Here is an 18,078-nt window from a genome sequence, read left to right as displayed (position 1 = left end):
CGGGCACGCCTGCCGCATAATGCGGGCATGTTCAAACTGACTTTTCTCGGCACGTCTTCCGGCGTGCCCACGCGCCACCGCAACGTCACGTCGCTGGCCCTGCAAACCACGCACAACCGCGACTGGTGGATGATCGATTGCGGCGAAGCCACGCAGCACCGGCTGCAGCGACTGCCCTTGTCCGTGCACGACCTGGTGGGCATCTGCATCACCCACGTGCATGGCGACCACAGCTATGGCCTGCCGGGCTTGCTGGCCAGCGCCTCGATGACGGGGCGCAAAAAACCCCTGCTGCTGATCGCCCCGGCCGCCATCAAGGCCTGGATCGACGCGACCTTGCTGCACACGGAACTATTTTTGACGTATCCGCTGATCCACATCGACGTGGACAGCGCGCCAGTCGTGCATGAGGAAGCGGGCTTGACCATATCGCGCCATGCACTGTCGCACCGCGCGCCCAGCGTCGGCTACCGTTTTGCGCTGGAAACGAGCAGATGGAAGCTGGACAAGGCGGCCCTGCAGGCAGCGGGCGCGCCGCCCGGCCCCGCCTGGGGACTGTTGCAGGCGGGCCAGGATGCGATCCTGGACGATGGCACGGTCTTGCGCGCCACCGCCTTCCGCCAGGTGGAAACGCAGCGCGCCACGGTGGTGATCGGCGGCGACAACGACACGCCAGCGTTGCTGACGGACGCCTGTGCCGGCGCGCAGCTGCTCGTGCATGAAGCCACCTACACGGAAGCGATGCTGCAAAAGGTGGGCCCCGGCCCCACGCACAGTTCCGTGCAGCGCGTGGCGCAGTTTGCCGAAGCTGTGCGCCTGCCCAATCTGATTTTGACGCACTTCAGCGCCCGCTATCACAATGCGGACGGCATGGCAGAACTGGAAGCGGAAGCCCGGCTGCATTACTCGGGTGAATTGTTCCTGGCGCGCGATTTCGACAGCTATGAACTCGATGCGGCCGGCGTGCTCAGCAAGCTGCCGGCGAAATCCCGCTAACAACCGTTAGTGGGGATTGACGCCGTACTGCGCAGCATATTCAGCGGCCAGCGCGCGTGCCGCCTGCTGCTGTGAGGGCGTGAGAATTTCCAGCAACTGGTCGCGGTTCTTGATCGATTGCGCGCTGCCGGCCTCTGCCGGCATGGCGATCCAGGCATACGCCTGCACGTAATCGAGCTCGACGCCCTGCCCTTGCGCGTACAGCAAGCCATATTCATTCTGCGCCGACAGGGAACCGGCTTCGGCCGCCTGCTTGTACCAGAACGCCGCTTCGGCATAGTCTTGCGGTACACCATCACCCTTGCGGTACGCCTGCGCCAGGTTGAATTGCGACTGGCCATCGCCCGCCTCGGCCGCCTGGCGCCCATATGCGAGCGATTGCGCCATGTCTTGCGCGACGCCATCGCCGCTTGCATACATCAGGGCCAGGTTGGCCAGCGATGGGGGAAAACCCGCTTGCGCCGCCGCCGTGAACAGTTCCACCGCTTTCGGCACGTCTTGCATCACGCCATGGCCCTGGTAATACAGGCTGGCCAATAAATGCTGGCCGGCCGGTTCGCCGGTGCGCGCAGCCGCGTCGAATTGTTTAAAGGCCTCGGCGTAATTGCCGTCGTTATAAGCGAGGATGCCCGCTTCATTCAAAGATGCTGTCGATACGCTCATGAAGATTCCTTGTTCGGGGATTTTGGGCATTGTACACAGCACTGTTCCGCGCCGAATGCACGATAGGAACGGTGTGGGAACGGTGTGGTGCATTGCCCAAATCCTGCGTTATGATCGTTCACCGCACGGTTTAATTCCGGCATAACGACAAGTGCCAGCCCAAGAATATCTCCATGAAACTGATTGTTTTGCTTTTATCCCTAATTTCCACCGCGGCTTATGGCGCCACGCTGCACCTGGACAAAGCCGCGACAGGCAAAGTGCGGCAAGCGGCCGATATCCGCTATGTCAATCACGATGAAAAGCAGACTTACCGGCTAAAAATCGGCAAGCAGTGGATAGCTGGCAGCTGCAGCAGCAGCGGCACGGGCAACTTGCATGCGCTGCTGCTGGACATGAATTTCGACGGCCATGCCGACCTGTGGGTGACCGGTTACACGGATAGCCAGGGACGCGTCCGCTGTTCCGATGTGTGGCTGTGGGATGCGCCAGCGCGGCAATACAGTTTCAACGCGCCCTTATCGGCGATTCCGAATCTGGAAATCAACATAGCCGACCAGAGAATCGAAGGCGGCATCGCCAATTGCGGCTGCGCGGCGCAATGCTTTTATGAGGACAGCTATGCATGGAGGGCCAGCAAATTAATTACCATCGCCCGGCGCGCACAGGATTGCGAGCGCTATCGGGAATACCGCTTGAGTGATAAGAACGACTTGATCATCGTCAAGGATGAAATCATCGATAGCGGCAATTCCGGCCAGCAGGCCATCGACAATGTAAAAGCATATGACTGGCAGCGCCATGCGCGCATCATGCGCAAATCCTGGGAATAAATCCTGGGGAGTCAATCCTTCACCACCATCGAACAATGAACGCAGACATGACGACACATCCAGCATCGATCACCTTCCATGCCGCCAAGGCGGACGACACCCCGGCCTTTATCGCATTGCGCGGCAAGACGCGGCAAAACGCCGTTTCCAGAGAACGCCTGGCGGAAGTGGGCATCACGGCCGAATCCTGGGCCGAGATGATGCGCTCGGGCAGCCTGCCCGGCCAGGTCTGCCACCACGACGGCCAGCTGGTCGGCTACTGCTTTGGCGCGCGCGACACGGGCGAAATCATCGTCCTGGCCCTGCTGCCGGAATTCGAAGGACTGGGCATCGGCAAGACCTTGCTGGAATTGGTGATGACGGAACTGCGCGCGCAGGGCCACCAACGGCTGTTCCTCGGTTGCTCCAGCGATCCCGCTTCGCGCTCCTACGGCTTTTACCGCTACCTGGGCTGGACCGCGACGGGGGAAACGGACAAGTATGGCGACGATGTGCTGGAGTTTCGCTGGACGGCCTAGCGCCTAGCCAGGCACGCGGCTGGATACCCGGCTCGGTTCGCTGGTCGTCTGGCGCGCCGCGTTCTGGATCATTTCCGCCCTGACGTTATTCATGATCGCCTGGATACAGGCGAAGGTGCCGGACTATCCGGGACTATCCGTCCATGAGCGCCTGCCCCTGCGCCGCGTTTTCACGACGCCGGGCGTGCGCCCCTTGCTGGCCGTCGTCATCACCTGAATGCTTGCGCACAACATTCTCTACACCTCCATCGCCCCGTTCGTGGCCCCTGCCGGATTGACGGGGCGCATCGACCTGGTCCGGCTCGTCTTCGGCGCCGACGTGGCCTTGTCGATGAATGTGGTGGCGTGGAATGGGGCGATTGCAGCCGCGGGCGTGGTGGGTGGCGCCCTGCTGGAAACCTGGGGCGCGGGCGCCTTTCCCTGGGCCATGGTGGCGTTGCTGGTGCTGGCTTTCACGGTCGCCTGGTCGGCCAGCGCGCACGGTTTCCGGCCGGGACGGCGCAGCGGCGGCGCGCCCGTAGCCGGGCACTGAGGCGACCGTTTAATCAGCCGCCGGCACCGTCACGATGCGCGGCACGTGCCCCGTATGCACCAGGAAACTGGCCAAGGTGGCATGCGACAGCGCCACCGTGGCCGCGTTGCGCAGCGGATGTGCTTGCATAGAATCAGCTTCCCATACGGCCTGGTCCAGCACCAGTTCCACCGTGTGCGCGCTGTCATTCAGTAAGGCAAACAGGCTGACGGAGCCGGGGGTGATGCCCAGGTGCTGCAGCAGGCGCTCGGGCGAGGCCATGCTCAACTTGCTGACCGTCAGCAAGCGCCCCAGTGCAGCCAGGTCAATGCGCTTGTCGAACGGCACGATGACGAGAAAATGCCACCGGCCCTTCTCGTCGCGCACGAACAGGTTTTTCACCATCAGGCCGGACATGGCCGGCACGTGGTTCAGTGCTTCATCGATGGTGTGCACGGCCGGGTGTTCGACCAAGGTGTAGTCACCGGCACTGCTTGCCAGCCAGCGGGACAGGGTTTCTTGCATGGTGATTTTCTCAGCGCTGGTGCGATGGGGAATTGTAGCGCCGCGCCGCGTGGTGCGCTTGCCTTAAGGCTTGCTTTCGTCCTCTTTCTTGTCAGCGGCCGCCAGCCCCCAGTCATTCCAGCCTTCCCCAAACAGCTCGATAGGATGCTGCGTGCGTTCGGAACCATTGCCGCAGCGCATGGCGTCCGGCGGGCAATACTTGTCACAACCCCAGCAGATGCGTTCGGGATTCTTGGGGTTCAAGGGAAAAGGCTTGGCCATGGCGTGGGGATGCAGTCGGTTGAGGTCTCGTCGACGACTCTAGACCTGGCGCGGGGGGCGGTCAAACGAATTTCGGCAGGAAACTTGTTCGGGATCAATTCTGCGCAGATGGGCGGAGTGGCGGCAAAGCGCAGTACACTTCCAGCACGATACGCGCGACATTGACACTGCCATCCGAAGCCGGCTGTTCCTTGAGTTCGTCCAGCGCATACACCATCGTCACCATGGCGCCGGGCACGAACAGCGCGATGTCCTGCTTGCGGTGCGTATAGATGCTTTCGTTGACTGTCGAACCGTCAGCCAGGCGCAGGGTGAAGCTGTTGATCTGATCGCCACGGCGGCTGTCCTGGCCCGCGAAATACGTGCGTTCGATGCTGACCGTCACCGTTTGCGTCTGGATGCGGCCGGCTTTGATGCTGTCCCACCATGCGTCCGAGGCAAACAGGCCGTGCCTGCCTTTCAGTCCCATGAGGGGCTTGGCACTGTCGAGGGTGAGCGATTGCGTCCTGGTGACGCGAGCGGGGTCTTGTGCCAGGGCTTCGGCGAGGGTGTAGACAGGTATCATAAGGGTGCAAGAGTTCTTGTAAGCGCTCACTCAATGTTTGCGCCGAATGACGTATGCATTGCCGGCGAGTTCAAAACCGAGCGTAGGATAGTAGGACATGGCATCGGGAGCGGAGAGCAATATCAGGGACACTTCATCGCCGATGATGGCCTGGGTACGCTTGACCAGCTCCTTGCCGATACCCAGGCCCTGGTAGTGCTTGTCGACGGCCAGGTCCGAGAGATAGCAGCAATACGCATGGTCGGTCAGCGACCGGGCCAGTCCCACAAGCTCGCCATCCACCCATGCCGACAGCAACAGGCAAGGCGCGGCAAACATGCGCGCAATTCTCGGGAGCTCGCCTGTGGGCCGCTTGATGCCGGAGTGATCGAACACGCGAACGACATCCGCCGGATCAAGAGGAAAGTTATGACGGTATTCGACAGTGATGTTTTTCATTGGTTCACGAGTGTAAAGAGATCCGTATGGGAAACCGCTTCTGCCAAATAATGGCGCAATAGGCGGTTCTGTCTTGCGGGCAGAGGCTGGCGCGTCATGAGGCTCCAGTCGCGCCGTAGACAAGATGCATGCCCGCATTTAACGCTCAGCAAGACCGAAGCGGCCAGGTCACGCAAGCAGGCACGCTGAAACTTATCCGATAAAAAACAAACTTGGCAAGGATTATAAATATGCTGCTACCGTTACGATTGAATAAACGCGTGAACACCACCATTGCTGGCGCCTTTTTTCTTGCTGCGGGTGCCTCATCGGTGTTTGCCAGCACGCTTGACGAGGATAGGACACGAGGTGACATACATGGATTGTTTGAGATAAGGGAGGCTGCGGTACAGTTCATTGCAGCAGAGAATCTAAAAAATGGAACAAAGTGGCAAGCCATGGAGCCGAACCGGAAGATTCTGGTGGCCAAATGTGCGGGATCTCTGCGCGTGAAATGGGTTCCGAAGAGCCATGGCCTGTCTGGACCGAATGTTGCTGTAAGTTGCGACCAGACCGTAAAGCCCACGATACAAAAGAAATGGGTAGTGTTCGTCCCCATCAACAAGGGGCCGATGGCGCATACATGAGCACATCGGGGTCATTCCATGGCATTGCACACGAGCAGAGGTACTGGACGTCGTAGTAGCCGGCTCAACCGAGGAGATAAGCGGAGCCACGCGACGCCGCCTTAGCACTGGCAGCATAATTTCGCTCCTGAATCACTAAACTGGTGCAGCCAAACAACGGCAGATATAATAGTTGACTCAGATTTTATTGATGCAAGACTACATGAAAATCAAAATATCATTCATCGCCTCGCTAGGAATGCTATCGCCAATTCAGGCACCACCATCCTTCGCGGACAATATCAACGGTAAAAATCTCTATATACAGCGATGCTCCATGTGCCATGGAACAGATATCAAGGGAACCGGCCCACTGGCGAATAAAAGCAATCCTTCCACACCTGACCTTACAACCTCCGCCTTCAAAAAACGTCTGAAAGATTATCCGGGCGTTATTATTTCATCAGTCATACTTCGCCCGAATGGCGACTTGATTCCAAAAACTTTGCGAGAAAATGGCGTAAGAATATCGCCGTACGCATGGAAGGTTCAGGATTTTCGCGACTTGAATCAATACATGAGTGGTGTGATTTTGAAGAATCGATGATTTTCAAACAAGATCGGTCGCGAAGTTGCAGTTGGAAAATTCGGATCGGGCTGGGCCGGCAGGCCCGGCGCTTCAAATCTCACACGCAGGATGCGGCGACATTAAACGAACATCGACATTCTTCGAAATATCAAGAGTGCGATAAAAAAACCAGTCAACTGACTGGCTTTTTTTTATTTATGTTGGACTTTCTTGAAACTGTTTTGCATTGTCACAAATTGCATACCATGCAGGCTTGGAGCCAACATAAACATGAAATTGTATTCTTACCTCAGGGTCATCATCCAGGCAGTTAACTGATATTGGAAATGAATCATTCTCTGAACCAATTTCCCCCAACGAAGTTCCGCAATTCTTGCAAAAAGTTCTTGCATATTTAAATGGAGGCTCTGGTTCATATCGTTGAATAAATTCTCGCCCCTCCAGCAAAGTAAAAGAATTCTTATCAACAAAGGCCAAGGCACTCGCTCCGGCCTTCCGACACCGAGAACAGTGGCACATGCCCATCATGCTTGGGGGTGATGCCAATTCAAACTTTACCGAACCACAGCAGCAACTGCCTTTGATCATGAGGTGTCCTTTTTGAAAGTTGACACTGTATTTTTACACAGTACTTCTGAACAGACAAGGTAGACATGGAGGAATTTTTCAGAAGTCAAAGCAGAAAGCACCGTGCGGGCGCGAGATGGAGCAAGGGCCAGATACCGAACAGATACTGACAAAAACTGACATTCAACCCACGTAAGATCGGTGCATCAAAAACTAAAAGTGATCTTGCCCCCGTATAACCAGACACAGCCAATCGTTTAGTTAGCGCCACTTTCCTGAGCCCGGCGCGCCAGCTCCCTCCTGAACATGCGAGGCGATTTCCATTTCAGCGACGAATGCGGATGGACCTCGTTGAAGTGCATAAAGGCGTCTGGCAATTGAGCCAGAACGATTTCTGCGCTGCTGCGGTCCATCAAGTTCACATAGTCTCGTTTAAACGTGTTCACGAAGCTTTCAGCAATGCCGTTCGACTGCGGGCTGCATACCGGCGTGTGCACCGGTTCAATCCCAAGTGCGCGCACCAAGGCGTGCGTTTCATGGGCCCGGTAGGCGCCACCGTTGTCGCTCAAGAATTCCAGCCGGGTCGATCCGACACTGGCCTGGCCAAATCGCGCTTCCACCGCTTCCACCAACATGTCACGTACCGGTTCGCCAGGCAACCCACGTTCAGCCCACGCCCGCCACGCGATGATTTCACGATCACAGCAGTCCTTCATGAACACGCCGGTCACCACTTCGCCGTTGTCGCAGGCGATCTCGAAACCGTCGGAACACCAGCGTTGGTTCGATTCGGCCACCGACACCACACCGTCGTGCACGCGGCTACTGACGGGCCGTTTAGGTGCTTTGGGCAGCAGTAGAGAGTTCTGTTTCATCACCCGGTAAAAGCGCTTATGGTTGATCGTTTGCAGCCCCATCAATGCGCGTGTTCGATTGACCAGAGCGCCTGCACGGCGATAGCCATACGTTGGCAATGCGGTGATCTCGGCGCGCACCGCGTCGACCAGGATCGCGTCAGCAGGTTGATGGAACGTTTGTACAGTGCGGCCATCGACCCAGTCGGCCGGCCGAATCAACATTTGCGAAACATGCGAGCGCGCTACACCAAGGGCAGAACAAACCGGCTTCACTGGTCGTCCTTGCCCAACAAGGGCGAGCGCGCAATCCACTTTTTTTCGCGAGCGAACTCGACGGCCTCCTTGAGAATTTCCGCCTCCATCGTCTTCTTGCCAAGCATGCGCTGCAATTGTGCGATCTGGGCGCGCGCAGCTGCCAGTTCGCTCGCTGGCACGACCGATTCGCCGGCAGTAACCGCCATCAGTGCACCTTCGCGTTCGAGTTTGCGCCAGTTGAACAGCTGGCTCGCCCCCACGCCGTGCTTGCGAGCGACCAGCGACACGTTCATGCCCGGCTCGTACGTCTCGCGTACCAGTGCCGCCTTTTCCTCGGCTGACCAGCGTCTGCGACGCTCCTGGCTCACCGTTACCACTTCGATTGTTTGCTTGTTCCTAGTCATATGCACAGTCCTATTACTATCCGTAAGAATAACGCATAGGCTGTGTCCGGGGAATCAGGGGGCTATCTCAAAAGGTTGCAGGGATAAACTCACCATGACTACTTTTACTCATTCTTCAGGCCAGTACTTATCCGTTGATGATGCCGAAATATACTTTGAAATCATAGGAAATCCGATCGGGAGTCCATTGCTGTTACTGCACGGCGGCTTAGGCAACCTGACAGACTTCAATGGCATTGTCGCTCAACTTGCAAGTGAATTTAGATTGATTGGCGTTGATTTTCGTGGACACGGCAAGTCGACGCTCGGAAAATCCCGCCTGACCTATCAACGATATCAAGCAGATGTAGAAGCTATTCTGGCGCACTTGAACATCGATTGTTTTTCCATATTGGGCTTTAGTGACGGTGGTATCACTGCCTTGCGCATGGCCGCTGAAACCCCTGCACGGATCAAGAGACTGGTGGCTGTGGCGGCTCAAAGTCAAATGGAAGCGGACGACCCGATCCTTCCCATGTTAAGTGGCGTGACGGCTGATGTCTGGGAGACAAAGTTTCCCGATGCAGTCTCCTACTACAGAGAGAACAATCCAGAACCAGACTTTGATACGTTGATCAAATCGGTTGTATCGCTCTGGACAGATATCAAACACAGCGCTTACCCTGGCAATCTGATCAAGCAGATCACGGCACAAACGTTGCTGGTGCGTGGCGACGAAGATCATCTTTGTTCGTTAAAGTGCATCGCTGAACTACGAAATAAAATAAAAGGTTCTGCCTTCATGAACATCCCATATGCAGGGCACGAGGCATACAAAGATTCTCCTGTTTTATTCATGGAGGTGGTGCACGATTTCCTTATCCATCAGCTCAGTCGGAAAGCTGATTAGAACTACGAACGCGCGCCCACGGCGCGCGGAGCTGCCGCGCAGCGGCAGCGGTTGGAGGATTCGGGGCGGGCTGGGCCGGTAGGCCCAGCCCTTCGAATCTCACACGCAGGGCGCGAAGGCGCCCTGCTCGCTTCCGCCAGGCAATAAAAAACCGCCCGAAGGCGGTTTCTTTATTTCCTGGCGGAAGCGGTGAGATTCGAACTCACGAACAGTGTAACCCGTCGCTAGTTTTCAAGTCTTAAAAATAATCCTAATATTTCAATAGGTTACGTAAATTTCTATTCCGCATGCATGACTTTTGCGCCGCCCTACAATGTCCTGTTTTCGCCAACGTCGACAGGCGATGCGGAAACGATTCCTGACTTTAAGCGGTCAAAACAACTTTAGCTTGCGCTCCTGCTCTCTCAGCACTTGCTACAGTTTGAGTCGCTATATGCAACGCGCTCCGAGCTTCATTTACAGAAAAATCCTGTTGAATAAAGTAATCCGCCTTTTTACGTACACTCTTAAGTCTAGTCAAATTTCGTGCTACAAAAATGGCCTCAGTACGTCCAGGTCGAACGCTTTTCGACCAACGAATTACAGCATCGATCACGGCCTGATGTGAACTCTTTCCGGTGCTTTCTTCTTCAGTCGGCTGAAGGTCGAGTGGAAGTGCATCGATTGCAGCGTGGAGACTTGCATAGTAAGCTCGTGAAGCAACACTCCTCAGATCCGATTCACACGGGTCCTGATCCGCAATCAAACTCACCGATAACCGCTTGGCTGTTCCCAGCACATCCGCATGAGTAATCGTCATTGAAACGACTCCACGGCGTAACCTACCCAATACTTAGAAGGATCAAACTCAGGAATACGGTCGAAGAGTCGCTCTCCTAACTCGCGATCCAATTCATCAACCTTCTCAACACTTTCATCAAGTTTGATGAAGTAAATTATGCAGCCATCCTGGAGGTCACTCTCAACGGTAGTTGAGGCATAAGCAGTCCTACGCTCACGTAGCAACTCAAATGCAATCGAATTGCATTTAACCAAAAGCGCCTCGTCTAATCCGGCCTTAGACATAGCTTTGCATGCTGAAAAAATTGCTTCCTCATCGGGATAAGGCTGAGCGGGTGACCTCATTTTGTAATCCTCACAAAGACTCGCAGCTACTGCAAATTGCCCTGAATTGAACGTATACAATATCGCCTCACGGAACAAGCCGAGATCAGTTGGCGCAAGCTTGCTTGCCTCCCGTGCATAGTAGGACGCTTCTTCGAACTTGCCGAGCACCTGCAATGCCATAGCAAAGTAAGCTCTGGATTCACAATTGTTCCTCAAACGCAACACATTCGCGTATTGAGCACTTACTTCCGCCTCATTCCACTCCAAGAGTGCAATATTGCCAAGTGCCACAGAGCCAAGATATGGGTCAACAGCCATATTCTTCACTACATCATTTTTGATTCTGCGCAACGTCATTTCGTCTATGGGAGTGCGCAAATCCATGTAGGGAGAAAGCTTTTCTAACGCATCTTGAATTTTAGTGAGGGCTATTGGGATCATAGATAGAATTATTACATACAAATTTAAACACGCCAATTTCGCTAACTTTGGCAACCTTTGAGCCCGTTAGAAGCGGCATCAGATGACATTTAAGGCAATTCAAAACGCCCATCTCACCCGCACGAAAAACCGCTCAAAGTGCGTCAAAACGCGTCAAATCGCATGCCCCCTCTTCGCCCCGCCGCGCCAGTCCTCATGCGCCTTCGGCCATGGCGCAAATTTGAGTCAAAAGACCCCTATATAGCGGGCAGGTGTGGAGGGGGGACAACTGCGCGCGCCGGGCCGAAATGGGCTTTTTTCTTACTCCAAGAGCAACATCATTCTTCGGGACGTGAAAAAGCCGCCTCGTGGGCGGCTTGTGCGGTGGCTGGGGTGCTCTGGCGCGGCTAGGCTATCGCGTCCCCGCCCTGCCGGCTATCGCGGCGTGGCGGTCATGCTGGACGGCCGGCGCGCGCCTTCGCCGCCTGCTCCTTTTCGTAGTCGTCGCGGCAATCGACGTTGCAGAACGGCAGGCCGGGCGCCAGCGGCTCGTCGCAGTAGTGGCAGGCGCCGTGCGCCACCAGGGCGGGCCGTCCGCGCACGGCGGCCAAGCCGCGCGCCACCTCGGCAAAGATGATCTTGTCCGTGTTGTCGATGTGATCGCTCATGCCGCGCCCTCCCCGCCCGTGGCCAGGTAATACGGGGCAAAGCGCACCACTTCCACGCCTGCCCACTCGTTGATCGCTTCGAACTGCGCCTGCAGGGGCACCAGCTCGTTGCGGGCGAAGACGCGCGCGGCCGGTTCCACGGCGCCGAAGCCGCCGGCATTGTTCGGCAGGATGCCCATCAGCTGCGGCGGCACGCGGTGCGCGGCCAGCTGGTCGTCGCGCGTGACGCTCTTAATGTTGAAAAACTCGTCCTTGGCGGCTACGTCCGACACCGGCAGAATCTGGATGCCGTCCTTCTTGCCGTTCGGCGCGTACATGAACAGATTGCGGAAGTTGCCCGGCCCCTTGCTGTCGCGCATGGCCTGGCGTAGGTTGTCCACGTCCTGGGTGTTGGCGGCGGCATCCGTCATGTAGAACACGAAGCCGGCGTGTGAGCCGTTCTTGTAGTACTTGCGGCGAAACAGGGTGGCCGCCTCGTTGAGCCAGGCTGATTGCAGGGCGCTCAGGTACTGCGGCACGCCGTACAGCTCCTGATTCACGTCCGGTTCCATCAGGTGAAACACGCGGCCCTTGTCGAACTGGTGCACGGCCTGGTAGCCATTGACGAAGAAATACGTGTCCAGGTCGATGCCGCGCCGCATGTACTTGGCCAGCGCATGCTGGTACGCCAGCGCCTTGCCGCTACGGCTGGGCCGGTCTTCCAGGTAGGCATTGCCGAAGGTCAGGAAGTCCAGGGCCATGCGCTTGAAGGCGTCGCGCGACAGATACTTGCTGGGGATCAGGGTGGACGCCAGCACGTTGGCTTTGAAGTGGATCGCGCTGCTGTGGTGCACACCCGCGTTGAAGGACTTGGCCAGGCCGGCCAGGTTGACGGGTGGCTCATACCAGTGGCCGTTCTTCCAGCATTCGAAGCAGTCGAGGATATCGGCGTGCTCGAGCACGGGCGTGGGGTCGCCGAAAGAAAACGCCTCGATGCCGGCGGCGGCCGGCGCCGTGGCCGCTGTTGATGGTGCGCCCTGGGCCTGGCGGCCGCGCGCGCGCAAGTGTCGTGCTTTGCTCAAGAATAAATCTCCATGAAAGATTGGTGGTTGTCGGTAGTGCCTTCGAAGGGTTCGTGATCGAGGGCATGCATGCAGGCCCATGCCAGATCGGCGTGGCCGGTTTCATCGGTGCGCCCCGCCACGTAGGTGACGTTGCGCCCGCTGGGGGTAAGGGTTTTGCGGATGGCCATGAACGATTGCGCGATGTCCGTCCAGCCGGCGTCAAACTCCAGGCGTGCTTTGCTGATGATGTTTTTGGCTTTCAACACCATGCGCGTTTTGACTTCGGGCGAGTAGTTGATCGCCGTCGCGGCTGGGAAGAACTGGCGCACGATAGGAAACACGCCGATCCCCATGCCGGTCGTGTCGATGCCGATGTATTCGACGTTGTAACGCTGGGTCATCTGGCGGATGGCTTCGGCGTGGTCCTTGAAATCCTGGCCGCGCCACTGGTGGCGCTCCAGGATGCGGAACTTGCCGCCGGCCGTCATGGGCGGCGCCAGCACGACGCAGCCGGCGCTGTCGCCGTTCAAGGCCGGGTCGTAGCCGATCCACACGGGCCGGTTGCCGAACGGGCGCAGGCCCAGCAACGGCTTGAAGTCGTCCCACTCCACCCAGGAATCGACCATGCAGCGCTGCAGCTCGGCCAGCGGGAACACCGAGGCCGAGTCGTCGATAAAATTGCACATCAGCAGGTTGTCGAACTGGTCGGGGCTGTATTCGAAGTTGCGCAGCTCGTCGATATCGAACAGGTTGCAGCCGCCGCGCTCGGCGTCCAGGATGGTGACGATCTGACGCCAGATCTTGTCCTCACCCGTAAAGCCCGACGAGAGGCGGCCGTGGCTCACATCGATATTCACCTGGTCCGCCTTGGCCCGGCGCTTGTTGAACAGCTCGCCCGTCCAGAATGGATAGGCCTGGTGCGTGGTCGAGGATGGCGTTGAAAAGTAGGTCTTGCGCCACTTCTTGTGGATGGCCATGCCCGAGGCCACCTTGTTGAGTTCCTGGAAATTCTGCGTCCAAAAGAATTCATCGAAATAGAAATTGCCGTGGTAGCCCTGCGCCGTGCGCGCATTCGTGCCAAGAAAGTACAGATGCGCGCCGTTCGGCAGCACGATGGGGTCGCCCGTCAGCTCGATGCCGGCCGCCTCGCGCGCGAATTGCACGATGTATTGCTTGAAGACGTGCGCCTGGCTCTTGGAGGCGGACAAGAAGATTTGATTGCGGCCCGTCTCCATGGCGTCGGCCAGCGCCTCGCGCGCAAAGTACCAGGTGGCGCCGATCTGGCGCGACTTCAAAATGGCACGCGTGCGCTGGTCGCCGTTGCGATACCAGACTTTTTGATAGTCGAACAGCGAATCCTGGAAGGCGTCGAGCAGCTGGATTTTCTGTTCTTCGCTGAAGTCGTTGCGGGTCGGCTTCTTCTTCGGCCCGGCATTGCGGTTCGCCAGCTTGGGGTTGAGATCGACTTCGTTGCCGCCCGGCTGCTCATAGCGGCGCACGCGCGCCGCCTGCACGATGGCGCGCATCAGCAGATCGATTTCCTTGTAATCGCTGCCGCTCTTGACCTCTTTTTCGATCAGTTTCACCAGGCGCAGCTCGGCCGATGCCTCGACGTGCTCGATGGCCTGCGCCTTGTCCCATTCGTCGCGCGCTTTCCAGCTATTGATGGTGCTGCGCTTAAGTCCGAGGTGGCGGGCGATGGACGAAATGCGCCAGCCCTTCCAGTACAGGGCGCGCGCCGCACGGCGCGGCTCGGATTCGGGCACGGCCAATTCGGCGATTATTTCTTCGGTTTTTTGTTCAATGACTAGCATGCCGCCAGCGTAGGCCGCGCGCGCGCGGAGCGGGGGAAGGCAAAAGTCGCTATGGCCCATAGCAACCCGCACCGCATTGAATCGCAGCGCCAAGACGTTGACCATGGCGTTATCCGATCAACCGAGAACGCCCACCATGTCCAAACCATCGACGAAGCCATCTAAATTCTTCCGCGTCGCCACCGAAGGCGCCACCACGGACGGCCGCAACATCGACCGCGCCACCATCGAGCAAATCGCCGCCACCTACAACCCGAAAACCTACGGCGCCCGCATCTGGCTGGAGCACATTCGCGGCATCTTGCCCGACAGCCAGTTCAAGGCCTACGGCGACGTGATCGCCGTGAAAGCCGAGGAAGTGGACACCGACAGCGGCAAGAAACTGGCCCTGTTCGCGCAGATCGAACCCACGCCCGAACTGATCGCCATCAACAAGGCGAAACAAAAGCTGTACACCAGCCTGGAAATCCAGCCCGATTTTGCCGACTCGGCGCAGCCCTACCTGGTCGGCCTGGGCGTTACCGACAGCCCCGCCAGCCTGGGCACCGAGGCGCTGAAATTCTCCGCCGGCCGCAAGCAGCAAAGCGCCAACCTGTTTACTTCGGCCGTCGAGGTGACGCTGGAATTTGACGAGCCGCATGGCACCAAGCTGGCCGACGCCGTGAAAAACCTGCTGTCGCGCTTCTCCAATAAATCCGGCGCCGACGCCGCGCAGTTCGCCGACATCAGCGAAGCCGTCGAGGCGCTGGCTGGCCACGTCGTCACCGCCAACGACAACTACACGGGCACCTTGGTGCGTCTGGAGAAAGCCGAAACAGCGTTGCAGGCCACGCAAGACGAGCTGGCCGCCTTCAAGGCGCAAATGGACGAAGCGCCCGGCAACGGCCCGCGCCGCCCGGCCGCCACTGGCAACGACGGCGCCGTGCAGACCGAGTTTTAAGCGTCCGCGCTATCCACCAATACCCCATTCAACAACGGAGCACTGATTTATGAAAAAGCAAACGCGCCAGGTCTTTGGCCAATATGAAACCCGCCTGGGCCAATTGAACGACACGGACAACGTGGCCAAGACCTTCAGCGTCACGCCCAGCGTGCAGCAAAAGCTGGAAACAAAGATGCAGGAATCGAGCGAGTTCCTGTCGAAGGTCAACATCATCGGCGTGACCGAGCAGGAAGGCGAAAAGCTGGGTCTGGGCGTGTCCGGCCCGATTGCCGGCCGCACCAACACCAAGGACAAGGAACGCAAGACGCGCGACCTGTCCACCCTGGACGGCACCAAGTACCGCTGCGAGCAAACCAACTTCGACACGCATTTGAACTACGCCAAGCTGGACGCCTGGGCCAAGTTCCCCGACTTCCAGTCGCGCGTGGCCAATGCCATCCTGACGCGCCAGACGCTCGACCGCATCGTCATCGGCTTCAATGGCGTGAAAGCCATGGCTGACACCGACCTGGACGCCAATCCGCTGCTGCAGGACGTCAATAAAGGCTGGCTGCAGCACCTGCGCGAGCTGGCGCCCGAGCGCGTGCTGGGCCTGGTGGCCAACGGCATGCCGGGCAAGGTCATCATCGGCGACGTGGACGGCGCCGACTATGCCAACCTGGACGCGGCCGTCACTGATGCCGTCAACCTGCTGGACCCGTGGTATCAGGAAGACACCAATCTGGTGGCCATCGTCGGGCGCAAGCTGTTGAATGATAAATACTTCCCGCTGGTCAACACCAAGCAGGCGCCCACGGAAACGCTGGCGGCCGACATCATCATCAGCCAGAAGCGCATCGGCGGGCTGCCGGCCGCGCGCGTGCCGTTCTTCCCGGACAACGCCATCCTCATCACGCGCTTCGACAACCTGTCGATCTACTTCCAGGAAGGCGCGCGCCGCCGCCGCGTCGAGGACGTGCCGAAGCGCGACCGCATCGAAAACTACGAATCGTCGAATGACGCCTACGTGATCGAAGACCTGGGCCTGGCCGCGCTGGTGGAAAACATCGAGCTGAAAGACAAGTGATGAGCAATCAGTCCCCCGCCCTGCGCCACCGCGCGCGCATGCTGGCCGAGCGCACGGCTGGCGCCGCGCCGCCGCAAGGCGTCACCACCGGCACGGCTTACGAAATGATGCTCTACAAGCTGGCCGACGACCGGCGTCGCCTGAAATCCATCCAGTCCGTCGAACGCAAAATCGAGGTCAAGGCCACCTTGCTGCCGGATTACGCGCAATGGATCGACGGCGTGCTGGCCGGCGGCAAGGGCGCCCAGGATGACGTGTTTGCCACCTTGCTGGTGTGGCACATCGACACGGGCGAGTATGAGCGCGCCTTGGTCATGGCCGAATACGCGCTGGCGCACAAGTTCACCTTGCCCGATACCTACAGCCGCGACATCGCCACCCTGATGCTGGACGAGTTTGCCGAAGGCTACTTACACGGCAAGCTGGCCGCCGATCCGCAGAACGCGGCGCAGGTGCTGGGCCAGGTGAAACAGTTGACGGCCGGCAGCGACGCGCCCGACCAGGCACGCGCCAAGCTGCACAAGGCCATCGGCCTGGCCATGATCGCCGTGCTCGATCAGGCCGACGACACCGACATCGCCCCGGCGCTGGTGGCGCAAGCGGAAACGGCCATGGGCCAGTTGAAACGCGCGCGCGCCCTGTCGGAGTCGTGCGGCGTCAAGAAAGATATGGAACGGCTGGAACGGCGCCTCAAGCGCGCGGCCGGTTCCACGTAAGAGCATCCCCCGCAGCACGGCGGCACGGGGGGATTCTGGCCAACGCATTGGCAACAATCTTGACCTGATGAACCCCGTCCACCGCCCCATTTTGAAAGCGCCCCGTATGTCCTTCATGGCCCTGCCCCCGTCCATCCCGCCTGGCAGCACGCCCACGCTGCCGGCACCGGCCCCCGGCATCATCGAGAACGACGGCTGGTTTCCCGATGTCGCGCTTACCGATATGCGCAACGCCATGCGCCTGGATGGCACCGTCACCGATGCGCGCCTGGTGCAAGCCGTGGTCGATGCCATCCTGCAGGTCAACCGCGAGCTGGCCGACTGGCAAGGCAAGCAGGCCGCTGCCGGTATCGTCTCCCTGGTCGACGTGCCGGCCACGCGCATCAACCGCGAATCCCGCCTGCTGGCGCAGTACCGGCGCGCCGTCTACAGCACGGCCAAAGCGGATCTGATCGAGCGTTACCGCGACTACGACAGCACGGCCACATCCGTCAGCGACAAGAAAAGCATGGAGTGGCTGGACGAGGCGCCCGGCGCGCAGCGGCGCAATGCGCAATGGGCGATTGCCGATATGGTCGGGCGCACGCATCTGACCGTGGAATTGATCTGATGCAGGTACGCACGCAGCAACACGACACCGTAGACGCCCTGGTGTGGCGCTACCTGGGCGACGGCGCGGGATACGTCGAGCACACCCTGGAAATGAATCCCGCGCTGGCGCGCCACGGCGCCGTGCTGCCCGCCGGCCTGGTCGTCACCCTGCCCGAGCCGGCGCCCAGCACGGGCCAGGTGGCTGACATCGTGCAGCTATGGGATTAACGCAGC

Annotated in this window: 25 protein-coding genes; 13 read left to right on the top strand and 12 right to left on the bottom strand. The window is 58.7% G+C overall.

Going from position 1 to position 18,078, the window contains the following annotated elements; translation table 11 throughout:
• Positions 1–27: 27 nt before the first annotated feature.
• Positions 28–996 carry a ribonuclease Z gene (locus FJQ89_RS26325; RefSeq protein ID WP_141172317.1) on the top strand — a complete coding sequence of 323 codons (969 nt, stop codon included), beginning with the start codon at positions 28–30 and terminating at the stop codon, positions 994–996.
• 6 nt (positions 997–1,002) lie between these two features.
• On the opposite strand, the gene FJQ89_RS26320 is transcribed toward FJQ89_RS26325, so the two are convergent.
• Entirely contained in the window at positions 1,003–1,659 is a 657-nt protein-coding gene (locus FJQ89_RS26320) for a tetratricopeptide repeat protein (RefSeq protein ID WP_168208528.1), read from the bottom strand.
• Positions 1,660–1,832: 173 nt separating this feature from the next.
• Between FJQ89_RS26320 and FJQ89_RS26315 the strand changes: the two genes are divergently transcribed.
• The 4 genes from FJQ89_RS26315 to FJQ89_RS28520 all read left to right on the top strand — a co-directional run bounded on the left by FJQ89_RS26315 (position 1,833) and on the right by FJQ89_RS28520 (position 3,542).
• On the top strand, positions 1,833–2,492 hold the full coding sequence (locus FJQ89_RS26315; protein ID WP_141172315.1) for an XAC2610-related protein: 660 nt from the start codon (positions 1,833–1,835) through the stop codon (positions 2,490–2,492).
• A 47-nt stretch (positions 2,493–2,539) separates the two neighbouring features.
• Positions 2,540–3,010 (top strand): GNAT family N-acetyltransferase, encoded by a 471-nt coding sequence (locus FJQ89_RS26310; RefSeq protein ID WP_141172314.1) that lies wholly within the window; start codon positions 2,540–2,542, stop codon positions 3,008–3,010.
• A 91-nt stretch (positions 3,011–3,101) separates the two neighbouring features.
• A complete protein-coding gene (locus FJQ89_RS28630; protein ID WP_279239616.1) occupies positions 3,102–3,227 on the top strand; it encodes a hypothetical protein in 126 nt (41 codons plus the stop codon).
• On the top strand, positions 3,228–3,542 hold the full coding sequence (locus FJQ89_RS28520) for a hypothetical protein (RefSeq protein WP_243136281.1): 315 nt from the start codon (positions 3,228–3,230) through the stop codon (positions 3,540–3,542).
• A 9-nt stretch (positions 3,543–3,551) separates the two neighbouring features.
• Here the strand turns inward: FJQ89_RS28520 and FJQ89_RS26300 are convergent, their stop codons facing one another.
• The 4 genes from FJQ89_RS26300 to FJQ89_RS26285 form a co-directional block, all read right to left on the bottom strand.
• A complete protein-coding gene (locus FJQ89_RS26300) occupies positions 3,552–4,046 on the bottom strand; it encodes a prolyl-tRNA synthetase associated domain-containing protein (protein WP_141172313.1) in 495 nt (164 codons plus the stop codon).
• Positions 4,047–4,109: 63 nt separating this feature from the next.
• Complete coding sequence (locus tag FJQ89_RS26295) at positions 4,110–4,307, bottom strand: DUF3079 domain-containing protein (protein ID WP_096234537.1); 198 nt, start codon at positions 4,305–4,307, stop codon at positions 4,110–4,112.
• Between the two features lie 94 nt (positions 4,308–4,401).
• Positions 4,402–4,872 (bottom strand): hypothetical protein, encoded by a 471-nt coding sequence (locus FJQ89_RS26290; protein WP_141172312.1) that lies wholly within the window; start codon positions 4,870–4,872, stop codon positions 4,402–4,404.
• A gap of 30 nt (positions 4,873–4,902) precedes the next feature.
• Positions 4,903–5,310 (bottom strand): GNAT family N-acetyltransferase, encoded by a 408-nt coding sequence (locus tag FJQ89_RS26285; protein ID WP_141172311.1) that lies wholly within the window; start codon positions 5,308–5,310, stop codon positions 4,903–4,905.
• A 260-nt stretch (positions 5,311–5,570) separates the two neighbouring features.
• Between FJQ89_RS26285 and FJQ89_RS26280 the strand changes: the two genes are divergently transcribed.
• Both FJQ89_RS26280 and FJQ89_RS26275 read left to right on the top strand, forming a co-directional pair.
• A complete protein-coding gene (locus tag FJQ89_RS26280; RefSeq protein WP_141172310.1) occupies positions 5,571–5,936 on the top strand; it encodes a hypothetical protein in 366 nt (121 codons plus the stop codon).
• A 202-nt stretch (positions 5,937–6,138) separates the two neighbouring features.
• Positions 6,139–6,522 carry a cytochrome c gene (locus tag FJQ89_RS26275; RefSeq protein ID WP_141172309.1) on the top strand — a complete coding sequence of 128 codons (384 nt, stop codon included), beginning with the start codon at positions 6,139–6,141 and terminating at the stop codon, positions 6,520–6,522.
• 177 nt (positions 6,523–6,699) lie between these two features.
• Here FJQ89_RS26275 and FJQ89_RS26270 read toward each other — a convergent pair whose 3' ends face one another.
• Entirely contained in the window at positions 6,700–7,092 is a 393-nt protein-coding gene (locus FJQ89_RS26270; RefSeq protein ID WP_141172308.1) for a GFA family protein, read from the bottom strand.
• 236 nt (positions 7,093–7,328) lie between these two features.
• Positions 7,329–8,587 (bottom strand): IS3 family transposase gene (locus FJQ89_RS26265; protein WP_423245175.1). Its coding sequence is split into 2 segments (ribosomal slippage): positions 7,329–8,239 and positions 8,239–8,587, totalling 1,260 coding nucleotides; the frame shifts between segments, so codons are not numbered across the junction.
• A 94-nt stretch (positions 8,588–8,681) separates the two neighbouring features.
• On the opposite strand from FJQ89_RS26265, the gene FJQ89_RS26260 reads away from it, so the two are divergent.
• The gene (locus FJQ89_RS26260) at positions 8,682–9,476 is read left to right on the top strand and encodes an alpha/beta fold hydrolase (protein WP_141172307.1); all 795 of its coding nucleotides are present in this window, start codon (positions 8,682–8,684) and stop codon (positions 9,474–9,476) included.
• A 364-nt stretch (positions 9,477–9,840) separates the two neighbouring features.
• On the opposite strand, the gene FJQ89_RS26255 is transcribed toward FJQ89_RS26260, so the two are convergent.
• The 5 genes from FJQ89_RS26255 to FJQ89_RS26235 all read right to left on the bottom strand — a co-directional run bounded on the left by FJQ89_RS26255 (position 9,841) and on the right by FJQ89_RS26235 (position 14,528).
• The gene (locus tag FJQ89_RS26255; protein WP_141172306.1) at positions 9,841–10,275 is read right to left on the bottom strand and encodes a hypothetical protein; all 435 of its coding nucleotides are present in this window, start codon (positions 10,273–10,275) and stop codon (positions 9,841–9,843) included.
• The gene (locus FJQ89_RS26250; RefSeq protein ID WP_141172305.1) at positions 10,272–11,024 is read right to left on the bottom strand and encodes a hypothetical protein; all 753 of its coding nucleotides are present in this window, start codon (positions 11,022–11,024) and stop codon (positions 10,272–10,274) included. Before FJQ89_RS26250 ends, FJQ89_RS26255 begins: the two co-directional genes overlap by 4 nt.
• A gap of 431 nt (positions 11,025–11,455) precedes the next feature.
• Entirely contained in the window at positions 11,456–11,671 is a 216-nt protein-coding gene (locus tag FJQ89_RS26245) for a hypothetical protein (RefSeq protein WP_070346144.1), read from the bottom strand.
• The gene (locus FJQ89_RS26240; protein ID WP_243136278.1) at positions 11,668–12,732 is read right to left on the bottom strand and encodes a phage portal protein; all 1,065 of its coding nucleotides are present in this window, start codon (positions 12,730–12,732) and stop codon (positions 11,668–11,670) included. The genes FJQ89_RS26245 and FJQ89_RS26240 overlap by 4 nt, the downstream gene beginning before the upstream one ends.
• Positions 12,729–14,528, bottom strand: a complete 1,800-nt coding sequence (locus FJQ89_RS26235; RefSeq protein WP_141172303.1) for a terminase ATPase subunit family protein — start codon at positions 14,526–14,528, stop codon at positions 12,729–12,731. Before FJQ89_RS26235 ends, FJQ89_RS26240 begins: the two co-directional genes overlap by 4 nt.
• Before the next feature lie 136 nt (positions 14,529–14,664).
• Between FJQ89_RS26235 and FJQ89_RS26230 the strand changes: the two genes are divergently transcribed.
• From FJQ89_RS26230 to FJQ89_RS26210, 5 genes are all read left to right on the top strand, one after another.
• Entirely contained in the window at positions 14,665–15,468 is an 804-nt protein-coding gene (locus FJQ89_RS26230) for a GPO family capsid scaffolding protein (protein ID WP_141172302.1), read from the top strand.
• 49 nt (positions 15,469–15,517) lie between these two features.
• Entirely contained in the window at positions 15,518–16,537 is a 1,020-nt protein-coding gene (locus FJQ89_RS26225; protein WP_141172301.1) for a phage major capsid protein, P2 family, read from the top strand.
• The gene (gene gpM / locus FJQ89_RS26220) at positions 16,537–17,253 is read left to right on the top strand and encodes a phage terminase small subunit (RefSeq protein WP_141172300.1); all 717 of its coding nucleotides are present in this window, start codon (positions 16,537–16,539) and stop codon (positions 17,251–17,253) included. Before FJQ89_RS26225 ends, gpM begins: the two co-directional genes overlap by 1 nt.
• A gap of 106 nt (positions 17,254–17,359) precedes the next feature.
• Positions 17,360–17,863 (top strand): head completion/stabilization protein, encoded by a 504-nt coding sequence (locus FJQ89_RS26215; RefSeq protein WP_141172299.1) that lies wholly within the window; start codon positions 17,360–17,362, stop codon positions 17,861–17,863.
• On the top strand, positions 17,863–18,072 hold the full coding sequence (locus FJQ89_RS26210; protein ID WP_141172298.1) for a tail protein X: 210 nt from the start codon (positions 17,863–17,865) through the stop codon (positions 18,070–18,072). Before FJQ89_RS26215 ends, FJQ89_RS26210 begins: the two co-directional genes overlap by 1 nt.
• Positions 18,073–18,078: the final 6 nt, after the last annotated feature.

It is taken from the genome of Janthinobacterium tructae (assembly GCF_006517255.1).
Taxonomy (GTDB): domain Bacteria; phylum Pseudomonadota; class Gammaproteobacteria; order Burkholderiales; family Burkholderiaceae_D; genus Janthinobacterium; species Janthinobacterium tructae.
This window is presented reverse-complemented; position numbering and strand designations above follow the sequence as displayed.

What these genes read in the sequence shown, in the direction of transcription:
- FJQ89_RS26230 (WP_141172302.1), top strand. Translation starts at nt 14,665, where the DNA reads ATGTCCAAACCATCGACGAAGCCATCTAAATTCTTCCGCGTCGCCACC.
- gpM (WP_141172300.1), top strand. Translation starts at nt 16,537, where the DNA reads ATGAGCAATCAGTCCCCCGCCCTGCGCCACCGCGCGCGCATGCTGGCC.
- FJQ89_RS28630 (WP_279239616.1), top strand. Translation starts at nt 3,102, where the DNA reads ATGATCGCCTGGATACAGGCGAAGGTGCCGGACTATCCGGGACTATCC.
- FJQ89_RS26225 (WP_141172301.1), top strand. Translation starts at nt 15,518, where the DNA reads ATGAAAAAGCAAACGCGCCAGGTCTTTGGCCAATATGAAACCCGCCTG.
- FJQ89_RS26260 (WP_141172307.1), top strand. Translation starts at nt 8,682, where the DNA reads ATGACTACTTTTACTCATTCTTCAGGCCAGTACTTATCCGTTGATGAT.
- FJQ89_RS26315 (WP_141172315.1), top strand. Translation starts at nt 1,833, where the DNA reads ATGAAACTGATTGTTTTGCTTTTATCCCTAATTTCCACCGCGGCTTAT.
- FJQ89_RS28520 (WP_243136281.1), top strand. Translation starts at nt 3,228, where the DNA reads ATGCTTGCGCACAACATTCTCTACACCTCCATCGCCCCGTTCGTGGCC.
- FJQ89_RS26300 (WP_141172313.1), bottom strand. Translation starts at nt 4,046, where the DNA reads ATGCAAGAAACCCTGTCCCGCTGGCTGGCAAGCAGTGCCGGTGACTAC.
- FJQ89_RS26270 (WP_141172308.1), bottom strand. Translation starts at nt 7,092, where the DNA reads ATGATCAAAGGCAGTTGCTGCTGTGGTTCGGTAAAGTTTGAATTGGCA.
- FJQ89_RS26275 (WP_141172309.1), top strand. Translation starts at nt 6,139, where the DNA reads ATGAAAATCAAAATATCATTCATCGCCTCGCTAGGAATGCTATCGCCA.
- FJQ89_RS26325 (WP_141172317.1), top strand. Translation starts at nt 28, where the DNA reads ATGTTCAAACTGACTTTTCTCGGCACGTCTTCCGGCGTGCCCACGCGC.
- FJQ89_RS26255 (WP_141172306.1), bottom strand. Translation starts at nt 10,275, where the DNA reads ATGACGATTACTCATGCGGATGTGCTGGGAACAGCCAAGCGGTTATCG.
- FJQ89_RS26290 (WP_141172312.1), bottom strand. Translation starts at nt 4,872, where the DNA reads ATGATACCTGTCTACACCCTCGCCGAAGCCCTGGCACAAGACCCCGCT.
- FJQ89_RS26285 (WP_141172311.1), bottom strand. Translation starts at nt 5,310, where the DNA reads ATGAAAAACATCACTGTCGAATACCGTCATAACTTTCCTCTTGATCCG.
- FJQ89_RS26245 (WP_070346144.1), bottom strand. Translation starts at nt 11,671, where the DNA reads ATGAGCGATCACATCGACAACACGGACAAGATCATCTTTGCCGAGGTG.
- FJQ89_RS26215 (WP_141172299.1), top strand. Translation starts at nt 17,360, where the DNA reads ATGTCCTTCATGGCCCTGCCCCCGTCCATCCCGCCTGGCAGCACGCCC.
- FJQ89_RS26210 (WP_141172298.1), top strand. Translation starts at nt 17,863, where the DNA reads ATGCAGGTACGCACGCAGCAACACGACACCGTAGACGCCCTGGTGTGG.
- FJQ89_RS26320 (WP_168208528.1), bottom strand. Translation starts at nt 1,659, where the DNA reads ATGAGCGTATCGACAGCATCTTTGAATGAAGCGGGCATCCTCGCTTAT.
- FJQ89_RS26310 (WP_141172314.1), top strand. Translation starts at nt 2,540, where the DNA reads ATGACGACACATCCAGCATCGATCACCTTCCATGCCGCCAAGGCGGAC.
- FJQ89_RS26235 (WP_141172303.1), bottom strand. Translation starts at nt 14,528, where the DNA reads ATGCTAGTCATTGAACAAAAAACCGAAGAAATAATCGCCGAATTGGCC.
- FJQ89_RS26295 (WP_096234537.1), bottom strand. Translation starts at nt 4,307, where the DNA reads ATGGCCAAGCCTTTTCCCTTGAACCCCAAGAATCCCGAACGCATCTGC.
- FJQ89_RS26250 (WP_141172305.1), bottom strand. Translation starts at nt 11,024, where the DNA reads ATGATCCCAATAGCCCTCACTAAAATTCAAGATGCGTTAGAAAAGCTT.